Raw genomic sequence first — 22,900 nt, forward strand, 5'->3', positions numbered from 1 at the left:
CGCCAGGGTCAGGGCGTGGTCGATCCCTGGTTCGGCGACGAGGCCGGCTTTGACGTCACCTGGGCCGAGGTGACGGCGGCCGCGCAGGGGCTGACGGACCGGCTTCAGCGTCCGTTTTAGAGACTCAGCGCCTCGACCACGCCGCCAGCCAGGCCGCCGGACACGACTTCGCCGCCCGCCAACGCATAGACCACGCCGCCTGCCGCCACGCCCGCCAGCCCATGCCGGGGCGTTCGCATCGGCGGCCCGGATCGCCAGGCGTCCCGCTGCGGCTCATAGATCCAGGTTTCGGCGAAGACGCCGCCGCCCGAGCCTCCGCGTGGGCCGAACCATTCCCCGCCAAAAGCGACCAATCGCCCCCCGACCGCCGCCATGGCCAGACCGCCGCCCACCTGTTGGCCGCCCGCCGACACTGGAATGGGCGCCAGGGTGTCCCAGCGGTCGCCTGCGGGATCATAGCGATCCAGTCGGCCCGTGCCGCCGCCTTCGACGGTGCGGCCGCCCGCGACATAAAGGGCGCCGTCCAGCACCGCCCCGGCCGCGCTGTTGCGGGCCATCGGGCAAGGGCGCGCCTGATCCCAGACGCCGTCGGCCGGATGGAAGACCAGATGGGTCGCCACGTCGCCCTGATCGTTCCAGCCGCCATTGGCCGCCCCCTTGGGCGAACGACCGGTGACCAGGTGGATGCGGTCGCCCAGCACGGCGCCCACGGTTTCGCTTAGGAGCTGCGGCATGGCCGAGACCGGGGTCCAGCCGTCATCATCCAGTCGCCAGACCTCGCTCATGGCCGTCCAGTCGCCGCCTTCGCCCGCGCCATAGCCGCCGAAGGCGTGGATGCGTCCGGCCACATCGGCCACGATCATCGGATGATGCCGCGGCGACGGCAGGCGCGGCCCCTCGGCCCAGGCGTCGGCGGCGGGATCGTACAGCCCCGTACGATCCTCGATCCGCAGGCCCCGCCCCTGGCGCACCAGCCCGCCGGTCAGGACGATCCGGCCCCGGCCATCGACGGCGGCGTAGATTTCCTGAACCGGCCACGGCAGAGCGGCGCGCGGCGCCCAGGACCGACCCAGTTCCGCCTTCGCCCAGGCCAGGGACGGACCGGCGGCCATCGCGGCGGCCAGCAGGGTGCGACGATCAATCAGGGTCATGGCGCCAGCCTAGGCCGGGACTGCCTGTCGCGCTATCCCGCCGCGACCCGCAGGAACAGCACCCGCGCGGCGCCATAGTCGCGCGCGTCCAGCCGCTGATAGCCGGGTGTGTCGATCTCAGGCTCGTCCGATCCCCGCTCGAACACCACGAGGGCGCCGGGGACCAGCCAGTCGCCTTCCAGCAGTTTCGCCAGCGTCTGTTCCCCCAGCCCCTTGCCATAGGGCGGGTCCAGGAAGGCCAGGGTGAAGGCTTCGCCCGCCGAACCGGGCCGGGCGCCCAGGTCGGTGGCGCTGCGGCGATGCACGCGGGTGCGGCCCATCAAGCCATAGGCGTCGGCGTTCTCGCGGATGGCGCCGCGCGCCTCGTCGTCGGTTTCCACGAACAGGGCGAAGGCCGCGCCCCGGCTGATCGCCTCGAAGCCCAGGGCGCCGGAGCCGGCGTACAGGTCGATGACCCGCGCATCAGCGATCGGTTCGGCCCAGGCGGCGTGTTCCAGCACGTTGAAGATGGCCTGGCGCGCGCGGTCGGACGTGGGGCGCGTGCCCTGCCCGTCCGGCGCCACGATGGCCCGGCCCTTCAGAGATCCGGCGACGATCCGCATGGATCAGCCGCCCGAACGCGGTCCGCGCGGGCCGCCGGGCCGGCCGCCGCCAGGTTTGGCGCCGCCCGGCTTGCCGCCACCGGGACGCCCCTTGGCGAAGCCGCCGCCCGGATCTTTGCGAGGCCCGCCCGCGCCACGAGGCGCGCCGTCGCGGGGCTTGAACTCGCGCTTGGGTCCGCTGCGGCCGGCAGGCTTGCCGTCACGGGCCCAGGTGTCGGATTTCGGCCCGATGATCTTGTCCTCGCGCGGCTTGAAGGCGCGTTTCGGACGCTCGCCTTCGGTTTCCGCGCCATCAGGGCGGGCGCGGGGTTTGAAGTCGCGTTTGGGATGCTCGAACTTCGGCTTGGCCTTGGCCCAGCCGTCGGGTTTTTTCGCCGGGCGTTCGCGCTTGGCCACGGCGTCTTCCTGGGCGGCCTCGGCGGCGCGGACCCGGCTGGGCTTGCGCGAGGGGTCCGACATGGCCGAGCCGGACTTGCCGCGCACGACCGGGCCGCTGGGCCGACGCCCGGGAATGGGCGCAGGGGTTTCGACCGTGTTGCCGGTGGGCAGGTTCTCGGGCCGGATGTGGTCGGCCAGCAGTTCGCGGATCACGCGGGGGCCGACCTCTTCCACCGTGTTGACGTCCAGCGTGCCCAACTGGAACGGGCCATAGGCCAGGCGGATCAGGCGGTTCACCCGAAGGCCCAGATGCTCCAGCACCTTGCGGACCTCGCGGTTCTTGCCCTCGGTGATCGAGACGCTGATCCACAGGTTGGCCGGGGCCTTGCCGTCGTCGGATGTCTCCTTGGCCTTGTCCAGCTTGGCCTCGATGGGGCCATAGCTGACGCCGTCCACCGTCACGCCGTCTTTCAGCGTATCCAGCTTCTCCTGGGTCACCCGGCCATGGGCGCGCGCTCGATACTGGCGCACCAGGGCGGTGGTCGGCAGCTCAAGCGCGCGGCTCAGCTCGCCGTCATTGGTCAGCAGCAGCAGCCCCTCGGTCGCCAGGTCCAGCCGCCCGACCGAGATCACGCGCGGCAGGCCCGCCGGCAGGGCGTCGAACACCGTCGGACGGCCCGCCGGGTCGTTGTGGCTGGTCAACAGACCCGCCGGCTTGTGATAGCGCCACACCCGCGTGGCCTGGGCCGCGCCGATCGGCTTGCCGTCCACGGTGATGACGTCGTCGCGGGTGACCAGAGTGGCGGGCGTGTCCAGGATGCGGCCGTTCACCGCCACCTTGCCCAGGCCGATCAGCCGCTCGACCTCGCGGCGCGAGGCGATGCCGGCGCGGGCCATGGCCTTGGCGATGCGTTCGGTGCGCTTGGGTTCAGCCGGCGCCTTGGCGTCCTTGCCGCCCTTCCCGCCGGGCTTGTCGGCGGAATAGCGCTTGCCGCGGATGCCGCCGGCGTCGGATTTGCGCGGGCCGCGCTCGCCATCGGCTTGACGCGGGCGGGGCTTCTTGTCGTTGTCGGAGGTATGACGGACCATGATCTGCGGTTCATGCGCATGGCGCTGGACCTAGCGCAAGCGGCGGCGGACGCCGGAGAGGTGCCCGTGGGCGCCGTCGTGGTCGATCCGGCCACGGGTCAGGTGGTCGCCACCGGCTTCAACGCCCCGATTTCCGGGCACGACCCCACCGCCCATGCGGAGATTCAGGCCATCCGCGCCGCGGCCCAGGCGCGCGGCAACTATCGGCTGATGGACCTGACACTGTACGTCACGCTGGAACCCTGCGCCATGTGCGCCGGGGCCATCAGCCACGCCCGCATCGGCCGCGTGGTCTGGGGCGCCGACGATCCCAAGGGTGGGGCGGTGATCCATGGCCCCCGCGTGTTCGACCAGCCGACCTGCCACTGGAAACCCGCGATCCAGGGCGGGATAGAGGCCCAGGCGGCGGCGGAACTGCTGCGGTCTTTCTTTCGCCTCAAGCGGGGCGGAACGGCGGCGCCGGCGTCGCGTTAAGGCGGCATGAAGTCGTCCCTGAACGTCGATCCCCAGGTCATCGTCTATGTCGGTCTGGGCCTGTTGGCCCTGATGGTCGGGCTGTCGGCCTGCAGCGCCGAGCCGCGCGCGGCCCCCACCGATGGCGAAGCGGTCAAGCAGCGGGCCATCGAGGCTCAGACCGCCAAGCGCCGCACGGGCGCCGAGCTTCAGGACCGGGCCATGAACCGCACCATCCGCGCCGTCTATCTGTGCAACGACGGGGAACGGCTGTCGGTCGATTTCGACAATCCGCGCCAGATGGCCACGGTGCGAAACTCCACCGGCGAGGCGGTGGACCTGTTCCAGGCCCGCGCCGCCGACGGCATCTGGTATCGCGCCTCGGGCTATGAACTGCGCGGACGCGGGGCGATGGCCAGCTGGTCCGCCGACGGCCGCGCGCCAACCGACTGCCGCGCGGTGGATTAGGCCCCGGCCCCTTCGGTCAACAGAAACGCGCGCAACGCCGCCGGATCGACATCCCGGGCCACAAAGGCGCGGCCGATCCCGTGGGCCAGGATCAGCGTCAGCCGCCCGCCCTCGGCCTTCTTGTCGCCTGCCATCCGCTTCAGCAGGGCGTCGGCGTTGAACGCCCCGGCCTGATCCAACCGCGTCGGCAGGCCGGATGCGGCGATGCCCGCCTGCGCCCGCTCGGCCTCGGCCGCGTCGCACAGCCCCTGGGCCGCTGAAAAGCGGAAGGCCATGGCGCAGCCGATAGCCACCGCCTCGCCATGGGTCAGGGCGTCGCCAAAGCCCAGCTCGGCCTCCAGCGCATGGCCGAAGGTGTGGCCCAGGTTCAGCAGGGCGCGGCGGCCGGATTCGCGTTCGTCCTGACCCACCACCTCGGCCTTGATCTGGACCGAGCGGACCACGGCCCGCTCCAGCGCCGCCGCATCGCCCGCCGCCCCGGCCGCGCCCGCCCCGCCCAGCCATTCGAACAGGTCGGCGTCGCAGATCAGCCCATGCTTCAGCACCTCGGCCCAGCCGGATCGCAGCTGGCGCGGCGGCAGGGTGGCCAGGGCGTCGATGTCGGCGATGACCCGGCGCGGCTGGTGGAAGGCGCCGACCAGATTCTTGCCGCGCGGCGTGTCGATGGCCGTCTTGCCGCCCACAGAACTGTCGACCTGGGCCAGCAGTGTGGTCGGAACCTGCACGAAGTCGACGCCGCGCATGAACAGGGCCGCCGCCAGACCGGCCAGGTCACCCACCACGCCGCCGCCCAGGGCCACGACCAGATCCGACCGGTCCAGCCCGGCCGCCAGCATCCGATCCAGCACCCGCTCCAGCTCGGCGAACGACTTGGACGCCTCGCCCGCCGGAACGGCGACCAGACGCGGCTTCAGCCCGGCGGCCTCCAGCGCCTCCAGCACCGTCGTCCCATGCAGGGCGGCCACCGTCTCGTCCGTGACCACCGCCACCCGCCCGCGCGCGAACGGCGCACAGAGCGCGCCCGCCTGGGCCAGCAGGCCGCGGCCGACCACAACCTGATACGGGCTGAACCCCGCCCCCCGGACCTCGATCATTGTCATGATGCGGCCTGCCGTTCTGTCTGGCGCCAGTGACGGCGCAACTGGCGCAGGATGGCCTCGACCGCCTGGGCATGGGCGCCGGCGCCGACATCGACCGTCAGATCCGCCTCGGCGTAGAGCGGATAGCGCGCCTCGGCCAGGGTCGTCAGCGTCTGAAGCGGATCGCGGCCGCGCAGCAGGGGCCGGGTGTCGCGCCTCTGCACCCGTTCGGCCACCACGGCCAGGTCGGCGCGCATCCAGACGCTGGTGGCGGCCTGTTTCATCAGGGCGCGGGTATCGGGGTTCAGCATGGCCCCGCCGCCGGTGGCCAGGACGATAGGCGGGCCTTCCAGCAGCCGCCGCATCACCCGCGCCTCGCCCGCGCGAAACTCGGCCTCGCCCAGGCTGGAGAAGATGTCGGCTACCGTCATGCCGGCGGCCTCCTCGATCTCGTGGTCGGCGTCGACGAAGGGCATGGTCAGGCGCTGGGCCAGGCGTCGGCCCACGGTCGATTTCCCCACCCCCATCAGCCCGACCAGGGCTATGGTGCGTCGCGCGGGGGCCGCGGCCGAATCGACGGCGCTCATGGCCTTGCTCGCAAGGCGATGGAAACAGGACGGACGGCCAAGGCGGACATGATCGCCCTACCCTCTACACCAAGCCCGGCGGCAGGCCAGCGGTGACCACGCCCCAGATCGAGGCCTTTCTAGAGATGATGGCCGTCGAACGCGACGCCTCGCCCCACACCCTGGCCGCCTATGGGCGCGATCTGGCCGATGCTGAGGCCGGAACCGGTGGCCTGATGACGGCGGACGCCGAGGGAGTAGAGGCCTGGTTCGCCGACCTGTCGCGGCGCGGCCTGTCGGCGGCGACGGCGGCGCGGCGGCGCTCGGCCGTGCGGCAGTTCTATCGGTTCGCCCTGTCCGAGGGCTGGCGCGCCGACGACCCCACGCGGCGGCTGGATGCGCCGAAACAGGGCCGCCCCCTGCCCAAGGTGCTGAGCCGCGACGAGATCGACCGCCTGCTGGCCGCCGCCGCCACCCATGAAGGGGCCGCCGGGCCGCGCCTGCTGGCCCTGATGGAGCTGTCCTACGCCTCGGGCCTGCGGGTGTCCGAGCTGCTGGCGCTGAAGGTCGAGGCGGTGCGGCGCGATCCGGCCTTCCTGATCGTGCGCGGCAAGGGCGGCAAGGAGCGTCTGGCCCCCCTGAACACCGCCGCCCGCACCGCCGTCCAGGCCTGGCTGGCCGTGCGCGACGCCGGAAAAAAGCCCGAGGCGCCCGACAGTCCGTGGCTGTTCCCCTCCAGCGGCGCATCCGGCCATCTGACGCCGCGCCGGTTCGCCCAGTTGCTGGACCAGGCGGCGATCCAGGCCGGGATTGAGCCTTCCCGCGTCAGCCCGCACGTCCTGCGCCACGCCTTCGCCACCCATCTGCTGGAAGGGGGCGCCGACCTGCGCGTGGTCCAGACCCTGCTGGGCCACGCCGACATCGCCACCACCCAGATCTACACCCACGTCGCCACCGACCGTCTGAGCGAAGTGGTGCGGTCCAACCATCCCTTGGCGCGTGACGACTGAGAGCGCATAGTCAGGCCATGACCCAGTCTTTCTACGTCAAGGCCATCTGGGACGCCGAGGCGAGCGTCTGGTGCAGCGAGTCCAATATTCCAGGGCTGGTGATCGAGACCGCGACGTTGACGGAGTTCGAGTCCCTGGCCCGTCATTTTGCTTCTGAATTGCTGGCCGAGAACCTCGGCATTCACGGTCAGGTACCGATCCGCTTTGAGGCCGTTGGCGGCTTTGACGTCATCGCGGCATGAGGCGGCTGTTGTTTCCGGGCGTTAAACAACAGTCGTTGGATTGTGGCGTTTGGCCTCGTGACGGCAGGCTTCGCTGATCGAAAGGCGAAGCGAAATGCCCAAGGATTTTTATCTCGAGCTGACCGCCTTGCTGCACGCCGCTGGTTGGCGTCGTGTGACGAACGCAAAAGGCAGTCATGAGAAATGGCGCCACCCCGATCATTCTCACTCGGTGATCGTGCCGCGATCAAAAAGCCGACATACCGCCAATGAAGTCCTCAAACAGGCCGGACTGCCCAAGGCGTTCTGAACCCGCGCTTGCCCCCCGGCGTTCAGGACACTAGGTTCCGCCGCCTTCCGACTGGGCGTTCGCGCCCGCTGTTCCCGGACGCCTTCATGGCCACGCACTATCTCGATTTCGAAAAGCCGATCGCCGATCTGGAAGCCAAGATCGAGGAGCTGAGCCTGCTGTCCTCGACCGCCGGTTCGTTCGATTCGGAAATCGAGGGCCTGCGCAAGAAGGCCGAACAGCTGCGCAAGAAGACCTATGGCCAGTTGGACCCCTGGATGAAGACCCAGGTGGCGCGCCACCCCCAGCGGCCGCATTTCGTCGATTATGTCGACGGCCTGTTCACCGACTTCACCGAACTGCACGGCGACCGTCAGTTCGGCGACGATCAGGCGATCATCGGCGGTCTGGCGCGGTTCCGCGGCCGCCCCGTGGTCATCATGGGCCACGAAAAGGGCCACGACACCGCCACCCGCCTGACCCACAATTTCGGCATGGCCCGGCCCGAGGGGTATCGCAAGGCGGTGCGCCTGATGGACCTGGCCGAACAATACGCCCTGCCGGTGCTGACCTTCGTGGACACCGCCGGCGCCTATCCGGGCCTGGGGGCGGAGGAACGCGGCCAGGCCGAGGCCATCGCCCGCTCGACCGAACGCGGCCTGACCCTGGGCACGCCGTCGATCGCCACCATCACCGGCGAAGGCGGATCGGGCGGCGCCATCGCCATCGCTGCCGCCAGCCGTGTGCTGATGCTGGAACATTCCATCTATTCGGTCATCTCGCCCGAAGGGGCCGCCGGCATCCTGTGGCGCGACGGCGCGCGGGCCAAGGACGCCGCCATGGCCATGAAGATCACCGGGCCGGACCTGATCGGCCTGAAGATCGTCGACCGCCTGATCGAAGAACCCGTCGGCGGCGCCCACGCCGACCGCGAGGCCGCCATCACCCGCGTGGGCGATGTTCTGGCCGAAGAGCTGGAGGCCCTGTCGGGTCTGACGCCGGCTCAGGTGCGCCAGGCGCGGGCCGACCGCTTCTACGCCATCGGCCGGCTGGAAAAGGGCGGCTGACGCCCATCGCGACCCGGCGCGTTAACGTCGCGTCCACTCGCCACGCCGCAAGCTGGCCGTCACCACATCTGACGCGGGTTCGCCGGTGCTGACGCCTCTGCTGGAAGGTCTTCGCGACAGCGCGGTCGTCAATCTGGGCGGCGCGGTGACCCTGGTCGTGGACGATTCGCCGTTCTCGCTGGAACTGACGACCCAGGCGCTGATGGGTTTCGGCATGCCGGTCCGCTATGTCTGCCACAGCGCGCCCGAGGCGATGGAGATCCTGAAGGATCACACCGTCGACCTGCTGTTCGTCGACGTCGAGATGCCCGGCATGGACGGGTTGGAGCTGGTCAGCTGGCTGCGGCGGTCGGGCTTGGACCCCAACGCCTTCGCCCCCGTCATCATGACCGGCGGCCATGTGCGCAAGGACAAGCTGAACCGAGTGCGCGACTGCGGCGCCAACTTCCTGCTGACCAAGCCGTTCAGCGCCACGACCCTTCTGGAGCGCATCGTGTGGACGGCGCGGGACACCCGCCCCTTCCTCGAGGTGGGCGATTATTTCGGGCCGGACCGCCGGTTCCGCAGCGGATCGGGGCCGGGCGGCGTCGAACGCCGCGCCGACCTGATCCGCAAGGCCGAACTGGAAGCCGCCCGCGCCGCCGAAAAGGCCGCCGCCGGAGACGAAGCATGACTGTCGTCAGAACCATTCCGCGCAAGTCCCGGCTGTCCAGCCTGATCGACACGTCCGGCGGCGTCAGCGTCGGCGTGGCGCGCCGTCAGGCCAACGCCAACCTGGAGGCCATGAAGGAGCGCAGCCAGGCGTTGATCAGCGAGCGGTTGACCGCCCTGGCCGCCCTGGTCGAGCCCGCCACGCCGCAAGACGTCCTGCCGGCCCGGGCCGAAGCCTATCGCCTGTCCAGCGAGATCATCGACGCGGCGGGGATGTTCGACATGGGATCGCTGTGTCAGGCGGCCCGGGGGCTGTGCGACTATCTGGACGCCCATGACGGCCAGGGGCGCATGGACTGGCGCGTGGTGACGGTTCACGCCCATTCAATGCGGCTGCTGACCTCCCTGCCCGACGCCGCCGAGCCACAGCGCTCGGCGGTGCTGGAGCATCTGGCCAAGGTGTTGCAGCACAAGCTGGGGCCGAACGCGGCCGATTGACGCCCGAAGGCGCTCAGACGGTGCGCATAGCAGCCAGAAGCTCGTCCACCGCCTGTTCCGCCGTGGCCCAGGAACAGACGAACCGCACCGAGCCGTCGTCAAAGCGATAGCAGGCCCAGCCGGCGGCCGTCAGACGCGCATGGGCGGCCTCGGACATCCGCACGAAGACCGTATTGGCCTCGACCGGGTGCGCCAGCACGAAGGGCGTTCCCGCGACAATGCCTTCCGCCAGACGCGCCGCCATCAGATTGGCGTGGGCGGCCCCCGTCTCCCAGGCGCCGCTTTCCAGCAGACCCAGCAGCGGCGCGACCAGGAACCGGCCCTTGGACGCGGTCTGGCCCGCCTGTTTCAACCGGTTGTCGATGCGCCGCGCCAGGCTGCGGTCGAACATCACCACCGCCTCGACGCAACTGGCGCCCGCCTTGGCCCCGCCGAACACCAGCAGATCCACGCCCAGACGCGCGATCTGCGTCAGGTCGAACCCCGCCGCCGCCGCATTGGCCAGCCGCGCCCCGTCCAGATGCACCCCCATGCCGCGCGCCTTGGCCGGTTCGATCAGGCGGCGCATCTCGTCCACCGTATAGACCGTGCCGTATTCGGTGGACTGGCTCAGGCTCAGCGCCGCTGCCGGCTGGCGATGGCCGACCTCGGGCTCTTCCAGCGCCGCCAGCAGGGCCGCCTCTTCGATCTTGCCCGAGAAACCTGGCAGGCCGATCAGGCCCATGCCCTGGCCAAAGAACCCCGGCGCGCCGGTCTCGTCGGTGCAGACATGAGCCGCATGATGCGCCAGCACCGCCTCATAGGGCCAGGCCAGCATCGACAGGGCGATGGCGTTGCCCGCCGTGCCGGAAAAGACGAACCGCACCTCGGCGTCCGCATCCAGGCGTTGGCGGATCACGTCGGCGGCGCGGGCGGTGATGTCGTCGCGTCCATAGGCGGGCGCCGGCCCGGTATTGGCGGCGATCAGCGCCTCCAGGGCGGGGGGCGCCAGGCCGGCGGTGTTGTCGGACCCGAAATCGTAGCGCACGTCAGCCCCTCGCCTTTCGCGGGCGCGGCGCAGGCTCGGGTTCCGGCTCGGCGTCGCCATAGGGAACCGCGACCTGGTGCGGGAAGGGAATCTCGATCCCCGCCTCGTCCAGCGCCTCCTTGCCGGCCTGCATCAGATCGGCCTTGGTCTGCCACCAGTCCTCGACCTTGACCCAGGCGTGAAGGGTGATCTGCACCGCGCTGTCCAGCAGGGCCGTCACCCCGGTCCAGGGCGCGGGATCCTCCAGCACCTTGTCATGCAGCGACGCCACCGCGGCCAGAACCGCCCGCGCCTGGGCCAGGTCGCTGGAATAGCCAACGGTATAGTTGATCTCGATCCGGCGGGTCTTCTGGCCCGTCAGGTTGATGACGACGTCGCTCAGAACCTTGGCGTTGGGCACGGTGATCCTGTGGTTGTCGGCGTTCGACAGTGTGGTGGTGAACAGGTCCAGCCGCTTCACCGTGCCGGCGACGCCGTTCAGGTCGATCACCTCGCCCACGCGATAGGGACGCAGCACCAGCAGCATCACCCCCGCCGCCACGTTCGACAGCGTGCCCTGCAGGGCCAGGCCCACGGCCAGGGACGCCGCGCCCAGAACGGCGATGATCGAGGTGGTCTGGACCCCCAGCCGCTGCAGCACGGCGATCAGGCCCATGATCAGCACCACGACCCGAACCACCTGCACGGCGAAACTGAGCACCGTCGGGTCATGGCGGAAGCCGCGCACCCGCCCCAGCATGCGCCGCGCCGCGCCGGACGCCCAGCGCGACACGAACAGGGTGGCGACGAAGATCAGCGCCGCGATGGACAGGTTGATGGCGAAATCGCCGGCCATCTCGGTCAGTTTGGCGATCACGGCCGCATCCACGGCCACGGCGCGCTCACCCGCTTCCAGGGCGTTGCTCAGAGAGGACGGCAGATCGGTCATGCGCCGCATCTAACGCCTTGGCGACGGATTGGAAGCCCACGGCGACGAAAGAACGCCGTCAGGCCGCCATGGCGTTGCGGGTCGTCTCGCCCAGGGCGCGCAGGGCCGTGCGCCCGCCCGACACCTGGCCCATCAGGGCGGCCAGGGCGGCGAAGTCGATCGGCTTGTTCAGATAGGCGTCGGCGCCGGCCTCCAGCCCCGCTTCATGGTCTTCGTTGCGGGCCGAGGCGGACAGCACCACCACCGGCGTGTCGCGGTTGGGGCCTTCGCCGTCGCGGATCAGGCGCGTCGCGGTCAGGCCATCCATCACCGGCATGTTCACGTCCATGATGATCAGGTCGAACGGCTGGGTCGCCGCCGCATCGACCGCGATCTGGCCGTTTTCGGCGGCCGAGATGATGTGGCCGGCCGAACTCATCCAGGCTTCCAGGATCATGCGGTTGACGGGGTGATCTTCGACCACCAGCACGTTCAGACGCTCGCCGCCCTCGACCTCGGCGTCGATCACCTCGTCGGGCTGGGCCTCGGCCCATTCCACGACTTCGGCTTCCAGCGACAGAACGAAGGTCGATCCCTTGCCCAGCACGGACTGAACCGTGATGTCGCCGCCCATGATGTTGGCCATGCGCCGTGCGATGGTCAGGCCCAGGCCCGTGCCCCCGAACCGCCGGGTCGAAGAGGCGTCCACCTGGGTGAATGGCTGGAACAGGCGCTCCAGATCATGCGGGGCGATGCCGGCGCCGCTGTCGGTCACGATGAAGTCGAAGCGGACGCGGGTGTCCGACAGGCGTTCGCCGCGAATGCGATAACGGATTTCGCCCCGGTCGGTGAATTTGACGGCATTGGACAGCAGATTCTGCACCACTTGGCACACGCGCAGGGGGTCGCCACGCACCACGGCGGGCACTTCGCCTTCGAACTCGGACACGAAAACCAGCCCCTTGGCCTCGGCCTGGGCCTCGAACGGGCCGGTGACCCGGCGGTTCAGGTCGGCGATGCTGACGTCCACGACCTCGAAGGTCATCTTGCCCGCCTCGATCTTGGTCATGTCCAGGATGTCGTTCAGCAGGCTCAGCAGATTGTCGCCCGAGTTGCGGATGATCGACAGATATTCCCGCTGGGTCGCCTCCAGCCGGGTGGCGCTCAACAGCTGGGCCGCGCCCAGGACGCCGTTCATCGGCGTGCGCAGTTCGTGCGAAATGACGCCCAGGAAGTTGGACTTGGCCTCGGATGCGGCATTGGCCTTGTCGCGGGCGCTTTCCAGCTCCTCGATCAGATGGGCCTGATGCTCCTGGAAGGTGCGGATGCGCTCTTCGCGCAGCATGGTCATGGTCACCAGCACGAACAGGCCGGCCGCCGTCAGCGGCACCGAGGCCAGGAACGGCCAGAACAGCGGCCCGCCCCACAGGCTGGCCACAATGGCCAGCGCGCCGACGCCATAGGGCGACGAGATCACCATGGCCTGACGCGGCGAACTGCGCAGCTGGGCGAACACCAGAACATAGCCGGCGACCAGCAGGGTCACGGCCAGCTCGTGCCCGAACGGCTTGCCCGAGAACCAGGCGATCACCGGGGCCGTGGCCCACACCGCCGTGGTCGCGGTCGCCACGGCCGGGAACATCAGGCCCCAGCCCGAGCCGACGCGCTCGCTCAGATGACGTTCAAAGGCGCCGCGCAGGGCGCCCGCGCCGATGGTGGCCACGAACCACAACAGCGCGATCTGCCAGCCGACGACGCTGAGCAGGCCCACCGCCCAGCTGGCGATGATCAGATAGCGCAGATACTGGGTCTGCAGGATGGCGGTCAGGGCCTGCGCCGCTTCGCCCGGCCGTTGTTCGGCCGTCAATCCCGTCGCGACGCCTTCTGATCCGACCATGCCCCCGCCCCGTATCGGTTTCCCTCGGGGCCAGACGCTAGGATGAACCTTCTAAGACGAAGTGAACGCTGATTTCCCTCAAATTTTAACGGGTGGCGTCTTCGCCGGGCGTCAGGGCGCGGATGGAAAGGGCGTGGACCGGCCCGGCCAGCTCGTCTTTCAGCGCCGCATTCACCGCCCGCTGGCGCGCCACGCGGGTCATCCCCTCGAAGGCGTCCGACACGACCAGCAGGTTGAAATGGCTTTCACCGCCGTCACGGCCATCCATGCCGCCTTCGTGGTGGTGGCCCGCATGGCGCGCGCTGTCGTCCTGGATCTCCAGCCGGGTCGGAGTGAGGGATTGCGACAACTTGCGACGGATTTCCTGCGCGACGGGGCCTTCTGACACGGTGATTTCCTTGATGGCGTCCAATTCAGCCTTACAATTGGGGCGATGTCGGCGTCATTCCAGTACAAACCCCGCTTTCGCGACATGCGCGTGCGCCCGCCCCAGGACGATGAGGCGGCGGCGGCCGAGGACGTCCTGCGCCTGAAACCCGGCGAAAAGCCGTGCCAGTGGCCCGACTGCACCCGCCCGGCGACGGCGCGCGCGCCCCGATCGCGCGAGCAGCTGAATGAATTCTATGACTTCTGTCAGGGTCATGCCGCCGAATACAACAAGGGCTGGAATTTCTACGCCGGCATGAGCGAGGGCGAGGTCCGCGCCATGCAGGAGAATGAGGCCATGACCGGCGGCCGCCCGACCTGGGAGATGAAGGCCGGGAAATTCACGCGCGAGGCGGCGGCCTTCGCGGCCAAGGTCGGCACCAGCAATACCGCCGGCGCCGGCTCATGGCGCGACAGTTTCGGCCTGTTCGGGCGACGCGGTGAACCCCAGGCCAAGGCGGCCGACGCCGGGCCGCGGCTGGGCAAGCTGGAACGCAATGCGCTGGCCGACCTGGATCTGGAGCCGGGGGCCGGCAAGGCGGACATCAAGGCGCGCTATCACGACCTGCTGAAACGCTGTCACCCCGACACCAACGGCGGCGACCGGGGCGCCGAGGCCAAGCTGCAGCGCGTCATCAAGGCCTGGAAGACGCTGAAAAAGGCCGGGATGGTCTAGGGGCGTCGACTCAGCGGCGAAGGCTCAGGGCCGGCCGCGCGCCGTGGTGCGGGCGTCCGCCACCATCGTCGGCGTCTCGGGCTGGGTGAAATAGCGGTCGATCGACTGGGCCACCGCCCGCATCATGCGCCGGCGCGACCGTTCGTCGGTCAGGGCGCGTTCGTCGTCGGCATTGGTCATGAAGCCCATTTCCAGCAGCACCGCCGGAACGTCGGGCGCCAGCAGAACCTCGAACCCCGCATCGCGATGGCTGCGACGCAGCAGGGCGCGGTCGTCCGCTTCCAGATGGCTGAGCAGCACCCGCGCGAACTGAGCCGAACGGTTCTGGGTCGCCCGCTGGGTCATGTCCAGCAGGATGCGGTCCACAGACGGATCACGCCCCGGCAGGCGCATGTCGCGGGCCCAGTCGCCTTCGCGCAGCACCTGGCGCACGGCCCGCGTCGCCCCCTGTTCGGACAGGGTATAGACGCTGGCGCCGCGCGTGGCCGGATCGGGGCTGGAATCGGCGTGCAGCGAAATGAACAGGTCGGCCCCCGCCTCGCGCGCGATCTGCACGCGGCGCGGACGGGTGACATAGACATCGGTGTTGCGCGTCAGCACGACGCGATAGCGGCCCAGCCGCTCCAGCTCGGCCTTCAGGGCCTGGGCCGCCGGCAGGGTCACCTGGCGTTCGGTCGCATTGGCGCCGCGCGTGCCGGGATCATGGCCGCCGTGGCCGGCGTCAATGACAATCAGGGGCCGCTCGTTGCGCGGCGCGGCGCGGCGCGGCGCGGGCGCTGGGGCGTTGCGGGGCGCAGGCGCCGCCACGGCCGGTGCGGCGCCCGACTTGGCCTTCAGGTCGATGACATAACGATAGTGCCGCACACCGTCGCCGGGCGGCAGCAGGAAGCGGCGCTCGATCTCGGCGGTCTTGGCCAGGTCCAGATGCACGCGCGAGGCGCCCGTGGCCCCTGCGATGCGATAGCCGCTGACCAGGCCGGACCCCGCGCCGTTCAGGCCACGGCCCGAGGCGACCCCCGCCAGCGCCAGGGTGACGCGGCCCGTGGTTCCGTCCTCGATCACCGATCCGCGGGCGGTGCGTTCCAGGTCCACGACCACGCGGGTGCGTTCACCATCGCCGCCGAAGCGGACGCCCAGCACCTCGCCCGCCGCCGCCGAAGCCAGGCCCCGGCCGGCCGTCAACAGCACGACGCAGATCACGACGAAGGCCACCGCCGTCATCGTCCATTCGCGTGCGCGCCAGCGGCGCAGGTTGAAAACGCTTTGACCGTACATTCTTACGGCGCCCACAAACTGTTCTGATCGCCCAGTCTGCCAGATCAGTCCTTGCATAGGGTTAAGAGCGAGGCGGCTTTCAATTCACACGCGCAATCCCTATGATTTGTCTGATCGCGAACCGATCGCGCCTGTCCGCCTGCGGATTTCTGGGCGCGCCCTCCTCGCGACAAAGACGTTTTCACCCATCCGAGAATCGACCGGGCCCGCCCGACGGTTCGACGACCGGCCCTCCGAAACGGCGCGACCGCGCGTGGACGGGGCCAGAACCAGACTGAAACCCATGGGCCTGATCGCCTGCGCTCCCATCGCGCTCCTTGGAGCCACAGCCGCCATCGGCGGCGGGATGACGCGCGTGCCGGCCCCCCATCCCATTCGGCGAGCCGCCCACGACCGGAGACATCCTCTTCGGCCGCCCGGCCTGGCGCGCCAGAGAGAGACTTCTGATGTCAAAGACCATGCTTATCGATGCGGCGCACGCGGAAGAAACCCGCGTCGCCATCGTGGACGGCCGCCAGCTTGAGGAATTCGACTTCGAGTCGAAAACCAAGCGCCAGCTTCGCGGCAACATCTATCTGGCCAAGGTCACCCGCGTAGAGCCCAGCCTTCAGGCCGCCTTCGTGGAATACGGCGGCAACCGCCACGGCTTCCTGGCCTTCAACGAAATCCACCCGGATTATTACCAGATCCCGGTCGCCGACCGCGAAGCCATCATGGCCGAGGCGGACAGCGACGAGGATCACGAAGACGATCTGGGCCGTGAATCGACCGACGACGAGGCCGATCCCGAAGCCAAGCTGGCCGACGAGGAGCGCCTGAAGCGGCGCCTGATGCGGCGCTACAAGATCCAGGACGTCATCAAGCGCCGTCAGATCCTGCTGGTTCAGGTCGTCAAGGACGAGCGCGGCGGAAAGGGCGCGGCCCTGACCACCTGGCTTTCGCTGGCCGGCCGCTACTGCGTCCTGATGCCCAACACCGGCAAGGGCGGCGGCATTTCGCGCAAGATCACCAGCGCCACCGACCGCAAGCGCCTGAAGGCCGCCGCCTCGGCCCTGAACGTGCCCAAGGGCATGGGCCTGATCATCCGCACGGCCGGCGCCAAGCGCACCAAGGCCGAGATCAAGCGCGACTATGAATATCTGCTGCGCCTGTGGGAGACGATCCGCGAGACGACGCTGCGGTCACACGCCCCCTCGGTGATCTACGAGGAAGAAAACCTGGTCCGCCGCGCCGTGCGCGACATGTATGACAAGGAGTTCGACGGCATCCAGGTGGAAGGCGTCGAAGGCTTCAAACAGGCACGCGATTTCATGCGCGTGCTGATGCCGTCCCAGGCCAAGAAGATCCACCTGTACCAGAGCTCGCGCCCGCTGTTCGCGGCCAACGGCATCGAGGAGATGCTGGGCCAGATTCACCAGCCGGTCGTGTCGCTGAAATCCGGCGGCTATCTGGTCATCAACCAGACCGAGGCCCTGGTGGCCATCGACGTCAACTCGGGCCGCGCCACCAAGGAACGGAACGTCGAGCAGACGGCCTTCAAGACGAACATGGAGGCCGCCGTCGAGGCGGCGCGCCAGCTGCGCCTGCGCGACCTGGCCGGCCTGATCGTCATCGACTTCATCGACATGGAGGAGTCGAAGAACAACCGCGCCGTCGAAAAGGTGCTGAAGGACGCCCTGGCCCGCGACCGCGCGCGCATCCAGATGGGCCGCATCTCGGGCTTCGGCCTGATGGAGATCAGCCGCCAGCGCCGCCGCCTGGGCGTGATCGAGGGCGCCACCGAGGTCTGTCCGCACTGCCAGGGCGCCGGCCGCATCCGCTCGGCCGAGAGCGCGGCCCTGATGACCCTGCGCGCCGTCGATATCGAGGCGGGCAAGAACGGGGCCGGTTCGGTCACCCTGCGCCTGTGCACGGCGGTGGCCCTGTATATCCTGAACCACAAGCGCGATTATCTGCAGCGCCTGCTGGAACGGCGCGGCCTGAATGTCGTCATCCAGATCGACGACAGCCTGGCCCAGGGCGAGCACAACCTGGACCGCACCGAAACCAACGAGGACTTCACCCCGCCCGAGACCGGCGCCGACCTGGCCGAGATCGACGACGGCTATGACGATTCCGCCTGGTCCGAGGAAGACGACGCCGACGACGACGAGATCATCGACGACGACGACGATCTGGACCGTGAAGACGGCGACGACGACGAACCGCGCGAACGTCTGGAGCGCGCCGAGGGCGAAGGTCGCGGCCGCCGCCGTCGCCGCCGCGGCGGACGCGGTGATGATCGCGAAGACCGCGACGAGGCGCCGCCCGTCGCCGCCGAGGACGATGACGATTCCGAGGCCGGCCGCCGTCGCCGCCGGGGCCGCCGGGGCGGTCGCCGCGTGCGCGAAGACGGCGACCGCGACGTCTACGGCTGGGTTCGCGCCCGCACGCCGTCGCTGGATGACCCCTATGTCTGGTTCGACCCGCTGAACTCGGAACGTCCCGAACGCACGACCTCCGACGCCGCCGCGCCCGCGCGCGATGTCGAGGAGCCGGTGGGCGAACGTCCCGATGGCGAGATCGGCGGCGAGGGCGAAGGCCGCGGCCGTCGCCGGCGGCGTCGTGGCCGCGGTCGCGGCGGTCTGACCCACGAGGTCAAGGTCGAGGCCCGCGCCACCAGCGAAGGCATGCCGCCGGACGGATCGCCCGACACGCCCCCGGCGGTCATGATCCCCGACGCCGAGATCGCCGCCGAAGAGGCCGCCGCTCCGGCCGAACCCAAGCGCCGCCGCGTGCGCCGCAAGGCGTCGTCGTCGGCCACCAACGAGTCCGACTTCCCCGCCACGGTCGAGCCGAACGAGGTCGAGACCGAGGGCGAGCCGGCGGTGCTGGACGTCGCGCCAGAACCTGAACCGGCGCCTGAGCCGGCGCCGGAACCCGAGGCCGAGCCGGAACCCACACCCGCCGTCCTGGCCGAACCCACGCCGCCGCCGACGCCCGAGGCCGATCTGGCGTCGATCATCGCCGACGATCCGGCCCAGATCGCCGCACCGCCCGCCAAGCCCAAGCGCGGCTGGTGGGGACGCCGCTAAACGCCTTGCCCGGGGCGTCGATCTGGCGAAAGCCTTATTGACGCCCCAGGTTCAGGGTTCGCAGGGGGCGGGGGCCGTCGCAGAGGAGTTCGCCATGTCCTGGCTGTCCGCCATCCGCACCCGCTGGATCGCGCCGGTTCTGGCGTCGGCGGCGTTGGCTCTGACGCTGGCCCTGCCCGCCCCGGCTTCGGCCCAGAGCATCATTCGCGACACCGAGATCGAAGGCATCATCCGCGAATGGTCCGACCCAGTCTTCGTGGCCATGGGGCTGAATCCCGAGGATGTCGAACTGCTGCTGGTCAATGACGCCAGCCTGAACGCCTTCGCCACGCGCGGGCGGATCATGGGCGTCAACACCGGACTGATCCTGCGCACACAGTCGCCCAATCAGCTGCTGGGCGTGATCGCCCACGAAGCGGGGCACATCAAGAACCGGCACACCCTGCGCGACGGGGCCCAGGCGGCCGGCGCCCAGCCCTTCTGGATGTCGATGGCCCTGGGCGCCCTGGCCATCGCCGCCGGCGCGCCGGATGCGGGCGCGGCCTTGATCAGCTCCAGCCAGTTCTTCGGCACCATCGGCGCCTTGAAATACATGCAGGCCCAGGAAGGCGAGGCCGATGTCTCGGCCTTGCGCGCGCTGGATCGGGCCGGGGAATCCGGCCGGGGGCTGGTGGAGTTCTTCGAGAATTTCCGCTCTCAGGAGGTCTTCTCCGAGGCGCGGCGCTATCCCTATTTCCGCAGCCACCCGCTGTCGTCGCAACGGATCGAGGCCCTGCGCCGCCCGGCCGAAGCCTCGGCCCACTATAGCAGCGCCGACAGCCCCGAACGCATGGCCCAGCACGCCCTGGTTCTGGCCAAGATCCACGGCTTCATGGACCACCCCAATGCGGTGTTCCGCGAGTATCCCGAAACCGACGACAGCCTGCCCGCCCGTTATGCGCGGGCCATCGCCTGGTATCGCGACGGCCAGACCGACCGGGCGCTGACCGCCGTCGACGCCCTGATGGAGGGCGATCCGCAGAACCCCTATCTGTGGGAACTGCGCGGGCAGATCCTGTTCGAGGAAGGGCGGCCGACCGAGGCCATCGGCGCCCATCAGCGCGCCGTCGAACTGAAGCCCGACGCCCCGCTGCTGCGGGTCAATCTGGCCCACGCCCTGCTGGAAAGCGGCGACGCCGACAATCTGGACGCCGCTGTCGATCAGTTGAAGCGCGCCGCCGCCATGGAGAACGACAACACCATGGCCTGGCGCCTGCTGGGCCAGGCCTATGACCGTCAGGGCAAGGAGGGCGAGGCCCGCCTGGCCTCGGCCGAAATGTATTTCGCGGCCCGCAACAGCCAGCAGGCGACCCAGTTCGCCCTGCGCGCCCGTGATCTGTTGCCCCAGAATTCGGCCGAATACCGGCGCGCCCTGGATATCGTCTTCGCCTCGGGCGCTACCCAGGACGATCTGGACGACCTGGAACGCCGCCAGCAGCGCCGCAACAACAACACCCCCGAATTCCGCCCCGTACCTTAAAGCCCGTACCCTAGAGACATCGATGACCGACGATTCCGGCCTGCCGCCCTCGCCTGCCCGTTCGCGCCACTGGCTGACGGACCCCCGCCTGGGCGTCGTGTCGCTGGGGGTTTCGGCGGCGGCCCTGGCTCTGTCGGCGGGCCTGTGGCTGGGCGGGATGGACGGTCGGGTGCGGGCCTATCTGCTGAACCACCCCGAAATCCTGGATCAGATGGTCCAGGCGCGCCAGGCCAATGAGGACCGCCAGCGGGTCGAGGCGATCAACACCGCCGCCGCCGCCAATCCGTCTCTGCTGGCCGTCGATGCGCGCGACCCCGCCTTCGGCCCCGCCGACGCCAAGGTGACGGTCATCGAATTTTTCGACTTCCGTTGCCCGGGCTGCAAGGCGGTGACGCCCCAGTTCCTGCAGATGATGCGGTCGCACCCCGAGGTGCGGTTCGTGTTCAAGGACTGGCCCATCCTGGATCGTCCAGGCAGCGAGCCGATGTCGCAACTGGCCGCCCGCGCCGCCCTGGCCGCGCACCAGCAGGGCAAATATCTGGCCGTCTATGAGGCCCTGATGCGCGAACCGGCGGTGGACGAGGCGGCGATCCAGCGCATCCTGGCCGCCAATGGCGTCGATCTGGCCCAGGCCCAGGCGACGATCAATGCGCCCACGACGTCGCGCCACCTGACCGACATCCACACGACCGCCAGCGCCCTGCGCCTGACCGGCACCCCCACCTTCTTCGTCAACGGCAAGACCTCGGCCAGCATCGACCCGGCCGAGATCAACCGCATGATCGAGGCGGCGAAGACGGCGCCGCCGCCCGCCAGCCGGTAACTCAGGCCAGCTTCAGGTCCATCGCCCCGCCGATCCATTCGACGCCCGCGCGGCGACGCGCGTCGGCGGCGGCGTCTGCATTGCCAAGGGCGGTCTCCGCCTCGGCCAGCACGAACAGGCTGTAGGGGTCGCTGGGCCAGTCTTCCAGCAGCTCCAGCACCTTGGCCCGCGCGCCGGCGGCGTCGCCGTTCATCAGCATGGCCGCCGCCAGGCTGCGCCGCGTCGGATACCAGATCATCGGCGGGTCGCCGCCCTCCTGCCCCCGTTCCCCCGCCTGGATCTGGGCGGCGCGGGTGAAGGCGGCGATTGCGGCGTCTCCATTGCCTTCCAGCATGGCGGCGCGGCCTTCCAGGATGCGCTGCGAGATTTCGGTGAAGTCGCCGCGCATGGTGTTCATCCGCCCCTGCAGCGGCGTCATGGCTCCACGCAGGGCTTTGATCGCCTCGGCCTCGGCCCGCACGGCGGCCGCATCGCCCCGCCGCGCCGCCGCCTCGCCCCGCGCATAACGCCACGAGATACGCAGCATGGGCCGCGCCGCCTCTGGTTCGGCCAGGCCCTCCACCTTGGCGTCGTCGGCATAGCGGCCGTAAATCGCATAGGCGTTGTGGGCCATGGCCTGGCGCCAGACGTTCTGGGCCGGGATGTCCGGGAAGGTGCTCAGGAACCAGTCGGCCAGGGCTTCGCCGTCCTGGGCGCCGCCGGCCATCAGGGCGCCGCCCATGCCGAAATGGATGTTATGCCCATGCAGCGGCATGCCCGGCACCCCGCCCGGCGGCCGCGCCAGCTGGTCATAGCGACGATCCAGCGCCACGGCGTTGACGTTGGACCGCATGGCGTCCTTGTAGCGGCCCACGCGATAGAAGGTGTGCGACGGCATGTGCACCAGATGGCTGGCCCCCGGCGCCAGGGCCGCCAGCCGTTCGCCATACGGAATGGCCTTGTGCGGGTCGTCCGACCATTCGGTCAGATGGATATACAGGTGGATGGCCCCCGGATCGTCGGGGTTCACGCCCAAGGCGTGCTCCAGCAGACCCATGGCGCGGATGATGCCGGGGTCGGCAGCCTCGCCCTCAGGCGTCCACCAGTTGTCGGCCTTCAGCATCCAGGCGTCCGAGGTGATGGCCGCCACCGTCACATCGTCGGGGTTGGCCGTGGCGATCCGGTCCATGGCGCGGGCGAAGCGCAAGGACCGGCTGCTGGTCTTGCCCGAATAGCGCTGGATCAGGGCGTCGATCAGCTGGCGCTGCATCGGCGTGGCGTTGCGGGCCATACGGCGGGCCTTCTTGGCCTGGTCCCGCGCGATGGTCAGGGAGCGGTCGTCATTGTCGCCGCCGTTCAGGTTCGGCCCGATGGCCCAGGCCTCGCCCCAGACGCACATGGCGCAGTTGGGGTCCAGCAGTTGCGCCTTGCGGAAGGCGCGCACCGATTCCGAATGCTCGAACGCCCAGCGCAGCTTGACCCCATGATCGAACCAGGCCTGGGTTTGGGGGTTTTCCGTGTCGATCAGGAAGCCGCCGGTCCCGAAGCCGTCGACCATGACCATGTCCGCCGCCGGGTCGCGGCTGTCGGCCGAGCCGCCTTCGCCGCAGATGGGCGGGTTCTGGATCATCTCCAGCAAGGCCGCATCGGCGGTGGCGTCAGCCACGGCGGCCGGCGCCGCGACACTCAGGGCCAGGGCGCTGAACGCCAGCAGGGTCTTGCGCATGATGAAGCCTCCCGGCCCCACCTTCGCCTGACCAGCGCTGAAATCAAAG

At 69.7% G+C, this 22,900-nt stretch carries 23 protein-coding genes; 12 read left to right on the forward strand and 11 right to left on the reverse strand.

Going from position 1 to position 22,900, the window contains the following annotated elements; genetic code table 11:
* Positions 1-116 precede the first annotated feature (116 nt).
* Genes Q0581_RS02880 through Q0581_RS02890 form a run of 3 tightly spaced genes read right to left on the reverse strand, consistent with a single transcriptional unit; the run spans position 117 to position 3,220 of the window.
* Positions 117-1,151 (reverse strand): kelch repeat-containing protein, encoded by a 1,035-nt coding sequence (locus Q0581_RS02880; RefSeq protein WP_298697435.1) that lies wholly within the window; start codon positions 1,149-1,151, stop codon positions 117-119.
* A 32-nt stretch (positions 1,152-1,183) separates the two neighbouring features.
* Positions 1,184-1,753, reverse strand: coding sequence for a 16S rRNA (guanine(966)-N(2))-methyltransferase RsmD (gene rsmD, locus Q0581_RS02885; protein ID WP_298697437.1), 570 nt, complete (start codon positions 1,751-1,753; stop codon positions 1,184-1,186).
* Between the two features lie 3 nt (positions 1,754-1,756).
* Positions 1,757-3,220: a pseudouridine synthase gene (locus Q0581_RS02890; RefSeq protein ID WP_298697439.1), complete on the reverse strand. Its 1,464-nt coding sequence runs from the start codon at positions 3,218-3,220 to the stop codon at positions 1,757-1,759.
* A 12-nt stretch (positions 3,221-3,232) separates the two neighbouring features.
* Here Q0581_RS02890 and tadA point away from each other — a divergent pair, with 12 nt between their 5' ends.
* Both tadA and Q0581_RS02900 read left to right on the forward strand, forming a co-directional pair.
* Complete coding sequence (gene tadA / locus Q0581_RS02895; RefSeq protein WP_298697511.1) at positions 3,233-3,694, forward strand: tRNA adenosine(34) deaminase TadA; 462 nt, start codon at positions 3,233-3,235, stop codon at positions 3,692-3,694.
* Positions 3,695-3,700: 6 nt separating this feature from the next.
* Positions 3,701-4,141, forward strand: coding sequence for an MliC family protein (locus Q0581_RS02900; protein ID WP_298697441.1), 441 nt, complete (start codon positions 3,701-3,703; stop codon positions 4,139-4,141).
* On the opposite strand, the gene aroB is transcribed toward Q0581_RS02900, so the two are convergent.
* Entirely contained in the window at positions 4,138-5,241 is a 1,104-nt protein-coding gene (gene aroB, locus Q0581_RS02905) for a 3-dehydroquinate synthase (RefSeq protein ID WP_298697443.1), read from the reverse strand. The two genes, Q0581_RS02900 and aroB, sit on opposite strands and share 4 nt — an antisense overlap.
* Positions 5,238-5,807 (reverse strand): shikimate kinase, encoded by a 570-nt coding sequence (locus Q0581_RS02910; protein WP_298697445.1) that lies wholly within the window; start codon positions 5,805-5,807, stop codon positions 5,238-5,240. Before Q0581_RS02910 ends, aroB begins: the two co-directional genes overlap by 4 nt.
* A gap of 92 nt (positions 5,808-5,899) precedes the next feature.
* Here Q0581_RS02910 and Q0581_RS02915 point away from each other — a divergent pair, with 92 nt between their 5' ends.
* The 6 genes from Q0581_RS02915 (at position 5,900) to Q0581_RS02940 (ending at position 9,522) form a co-directional block, all read left to right on the forward strand.
* A complete protein-coding gene (locus tag Q0581_RS02915; RefSeq protein WP_298697447.1) occupies positions 5,900-6,796 on the forward strand; it encodes a tyrosine recombinase in 897 nt (298 codons plus the stop codon).
* A gap of 17 nt (positions 6,797-6,813) precedes the next feature.
* The gene (locus Q0581_RS02920) at positions 6,814-7,038 is read left to right on the forward strand and encodes a DUF1902 domain-containing protein (protein ID WP_298697449.1); all 225 of its coding nucleotides are present in this window, start codon (positions 6,814-6,816) and stop codon (positions 7,036-7,038) included.
* A gap of 94 nt (positions 7,039-7,132) precedes the next feature.
* Positions 7,133-7,327, forward strand: a complete 195-nt coding sequence (locus tag Q0581_RS02925; RefSeq protein ID WP_298697450.1) for a type II toxin-antitoxin system HicA family toxin — start codon at positions 7,133-7,135, stop codon at positions 7,325-7,327.
* 86 nt (positions 7,328-7,413) lie between these two features.
* On the forward strand, positions 7,414-8,373 hold the full coding sequence (locus Q0581_RS02930) for an acetyl-CoA carboxylase carboxyltransferase subunit alpha (RefSeq protein ID WP_298697453.1): 960 nt from the start codon (positions 7,414-7,416) through the stop codon (positions 8,371-8,373).
* Positions 8,374-8,458: 85 nt separating this feature from the next.
* Positions 8,459-9,046: a response regulator gene (locus Q0581_RS02935; protein ID WP_298697455.1), complete on the forward strand. Its 588-nt coding sequence runs from the start codon at positions 8,459-8,461 to the stop codon at positions 9,044-9,046.
* Entirely contained in the window at positions 9,043-9,522 is a 480-nt protein-coding gene (locus Q0581_RS02940; RefSeq protein ID WP_298697457.1) for a chemotaxis protein CheE, read from the forward strand. The genes Q0581_RS02935 and Q0581_RS02940 overlap by 4 nt, the downstream gene beginning before the upstream one ends.
* 13 nt (positions 9,523-9,535) lie before the next feature.
* Here Q0581_RS02940 and Q0581_RS02945 read toward each other — a convergent pair whose 3' ends face one another.
* The 4 genes from Q0581_RS02945 to Q0581_RS02960 form a co-directional block, all read right to left on the reverse strand.
* On the reverse strand, positions 9,536-10,549 hold the full coding sequence (locus Q0581_RS02945; RefSeq protein WP_298697459.1) for a beta-eliminating lyase-related protein: 1,014 nt from the start codon (positions 10,547-10,549) through the stop codon (positions 9,536-9,538).
* Position 10,550: 1 nt separating this feature from the next.
* On the reverse strand, positions 10,551-11,477 hold the full coding sequence (locus tag Q0581_RS02950; RefSeq protein WP_298697462.1) for a mechanosensitive ion channel family protein: 927 nt from the start codon (positions 11,475-11,477) through the stop codon (positions 10,551-10,553).
* Between the two features lie 58 nt (positions 11,478-11,535).
* Positions 11,536-13,353, reverse strand: coding sequence for an ATP-binding protein (locus Q0581_RS02955; RefSeq protein WP_298697464.1), 1,818 nt, complete (start codon positions 13,351-13,353; stop codon positions 11,536-11,538).
* An 85-nt stretch (positions 13,354-13,438) separates the two neighbouring features.
* Positions 13,439-13,741, reverse strand: a complete 303-nt coding sequence (locus tag Q0581_RS02960) for a BolA family protein (RefSeq protein ID WP_298697466.1) — start codon at positions 13,739-13,741, stop codon at positions 13,439-13,441.
* 45 nt (positions 13,742-13,786) lie between these two features.
* On the opposite strand from Q0581_RS02960, the gene Q0581_RS02965 reads away from it, so the two are divergent.
* Complete coding sequence (locus Q0581_RS02965) at positions 13,787-14,455, forward strand: J domain-containing protein (protein ID WP_298697468.1); 669 nt, start codon at positions 13,787-13,789, stop codon at positions 14,453-14,455.
* Positions 14,456-14,479: 24 nt separating this feature from the next.
* Here the strand turns inward: Q0581_RS02965 and Q0581_RS02970 are convergent, their stop codons facing one another.
* Entirely contained in the window at positions 14,480-15,730 is a 1,251-nt protein-coding gene (locus Q0581_RS02970) for an N-acetylmuramoyl-L-alanine amidase (RefSeq protein WP_298697470.1), read from the reverse strand.
* Positions 15,731-16,176: 446 nt separating this feature from the next.
* On the opposite strand from Q0581_RS02970, the gene Q0581_RS02975 reads away from it, so the two are divergent.
* From Q0581_RS02975 to Q0581_RS02985, 3 genes are all read left to right on the forward strand, one after another.
* Positions 16,177-18,804, forward strand: coding sequence for a ribonuclease E/G (locus Q0581_RS02975; RefSeq protein ID WP_298697472.1), 2,628 nt, complete (start codon positions 16,177-16,179; stop codon positions 18,802-18,804).
* 94 nt (positions 18,805-18,898) lie between these two features.
* Complete coding sequence (locus tag Q0581_RS02980) at positions 18,899-20,323, forward strand: M48 family metalloprotease (protein ID WP_298697473.1); 1,425 nt, start codon at positions 18,899-18,901, stop codon at positions 20,321-20,323.
* 22 nt (positions 20,324-20,345) lie between these two features.
* A complete protein-coding gene (locus Q0581_RS02985; RefSeq protein ID WP_298697475.1) occupies positions 20,346-21,146 on the forward strand; it encodes a thioredoxin domain-containing protein in 801 nt (266 codons plus the stop codon).
* 1 nt (position 21,147) lies between these two features.
* Here Q0581_RS02985 and Q0581_RS02990 read toward each other — a convergent pair whose 3' ends face one another.
* A complete protein-coding gene (locus tag Q0581_RS02990; RefSeq protein ID WP_298697477.1) occupies positions 21,148-22,851 on the reverse strand; it encodes a hypothetical protein in 1,704 nt (567 codons plus the stop codon).
* Positions 22,852-22,900 lie beyond the last annotated feature (49 nt).

The organism is uncultured Brevundimonas sp., from assembly GCF_937863155.1.
Lineage (GTDB): Bacteria > Pseudomonadota > Alphaproteobacteria > Caulobacterales > Caulobacteraceae > Brevundimonas.

Excerpts from the sequence above, each read along its gene's own strand:
- Q0581_RS02920 (WP_298697449.1), top strand. The coding sequence starts at position 6,814 with ATGACCCAGTCTTTCTACGTCAAGGCCATCTGGGACGCCGAGGCGAGC.
- aroB (WP_298697443.1), bottom strand. The coding sequence starts at position 5,241 with ATGACAATGATCGAGGTCCGGGGGGCGGGGTTCAGCCCGTATCAGGTT.
- tadA (WP_298697511.1), top strand. The coding sequence starts at position 3,233 with ATGCGCATGGCGCTGGACCTAGCGCAAGCGGCGGCGGACGCCGGAGAG.
- Q0581_RS02930 (WP_298697453.1), top strand. The coding sequence starts at position 7,414 with ATGGCCACGCACTATCTCGATTTCGAAAAGCCGATCGCCGATCTGGAA.
- Q0581_RS02980 (WP_298697473.1), top strand. The coding sequence starts at position 18,899 with ATGTCCTGGCTGTCCGCCATCCGCACCCGCTGGATCGCGCCGGTTCTG.
- Q0581_RS02970 (WP_298697470.1), bottom strand. The coding sequence starts at position 15,730 with ATGTACGGTCAAAGCGTTTTCAACCTGCGCCGCTGGCGCGCACGCGAA.
- rsmD (WP_298697437.1), bottom strand. The coding sequence starts at position 1,753 with ATGCGGATCGTCGCCGGATCTCTGAAGGGCCGGGCCATCGTGGCGCCG.
- Q0581_RS02955 (WP_298697464.1), bottom strand. The coding sequence starts at position 13,353 with ATGGTCGGATCAGAAGGCGTCGCGACGGGATTGACGGCCGAACAACGG.
- Q0581_RS02975 (WP_298697472.1), top strand. The coding sequence starts at position 16,177 with ATGTCAAAGACCATGCTTATCGATGCGGCGCACGCGGAAGAAACCCGC.
- Q0581_RS02950 (WP_298697462.1), bottom strand. The coding sequence starts at position 11,477 with ATGACCGATCTGCCGTCCTCTCTGAGCAACGCCCTGGAAGCGGGTGAG.
- Q0581_RS02890 (WP_298697439.1), bottom strand. The coding sequence starts at position 3,220 with ATGGTCCGTCATACCTCCGACAACGACAAGAAGCCCCGCCCGCGTCAA.
- Q0581_RS02925 (WP_298697450.1), top strand. The coding sequence starts at position 7,133 with ATGCCCAAGGATTTTTATCTCGAGCTGACCGCCTTGCTGCACGCCGCT.
- Q0581_RS02965 (WP_298697468.1), top strand. The coding sequence starts at position 13,787 with ATGTCGGCGTCATTCCAGTACAAACCCCGCTTTCGCGACATGCGCGTG.
- Q0581_RS02880 (WP_298697435.1), bottom strand. The coding sequence starts at position 1,151 with ATGACCCTGATTGATCGTCGCACCCTGCTGGCCGCCGCGATGGCCGCC.
- Q0581_RS02900 (WP_298697441.1), top strand. The coding sequence starts at position 3,701 with ATGAAGTCGTCCCTGAACGTCGATCCCCAGGTCATCGTCTATGTCGGT.
- Q0581_RS02985 (WP_298697475.1), top strand. The coding sequence starts at position 20,346 with ATGACCGACGATTCCGGCCTGCCGCCCTCGCCTGCCCGTTCGCGCCAC.
- Q0581_RS02910 (WP_298697445.1), bottom strand. The coding sequence starts at position 5,807 with ATGAGCGCCGTCGATTCGGCCGCGGCCCCCGCGCGACGCACCATAGCC.
- Q0581_RS02990 (WP_298697477.1), bottom strand. The coding sequence starts at position 22,851 with ATGCGCAAGACCCTGCTGGCGTTCAGCGCCCTGGCCCTGAGTGTCGCG.
- Q0581_RS02940 (WP_298697457.1), top strand. The coding sequence starts at position 9,043 with ATGACTGTCGTCAGAACCATTCCGCGCAAGTCCCGGCTGTCCAGCCTG.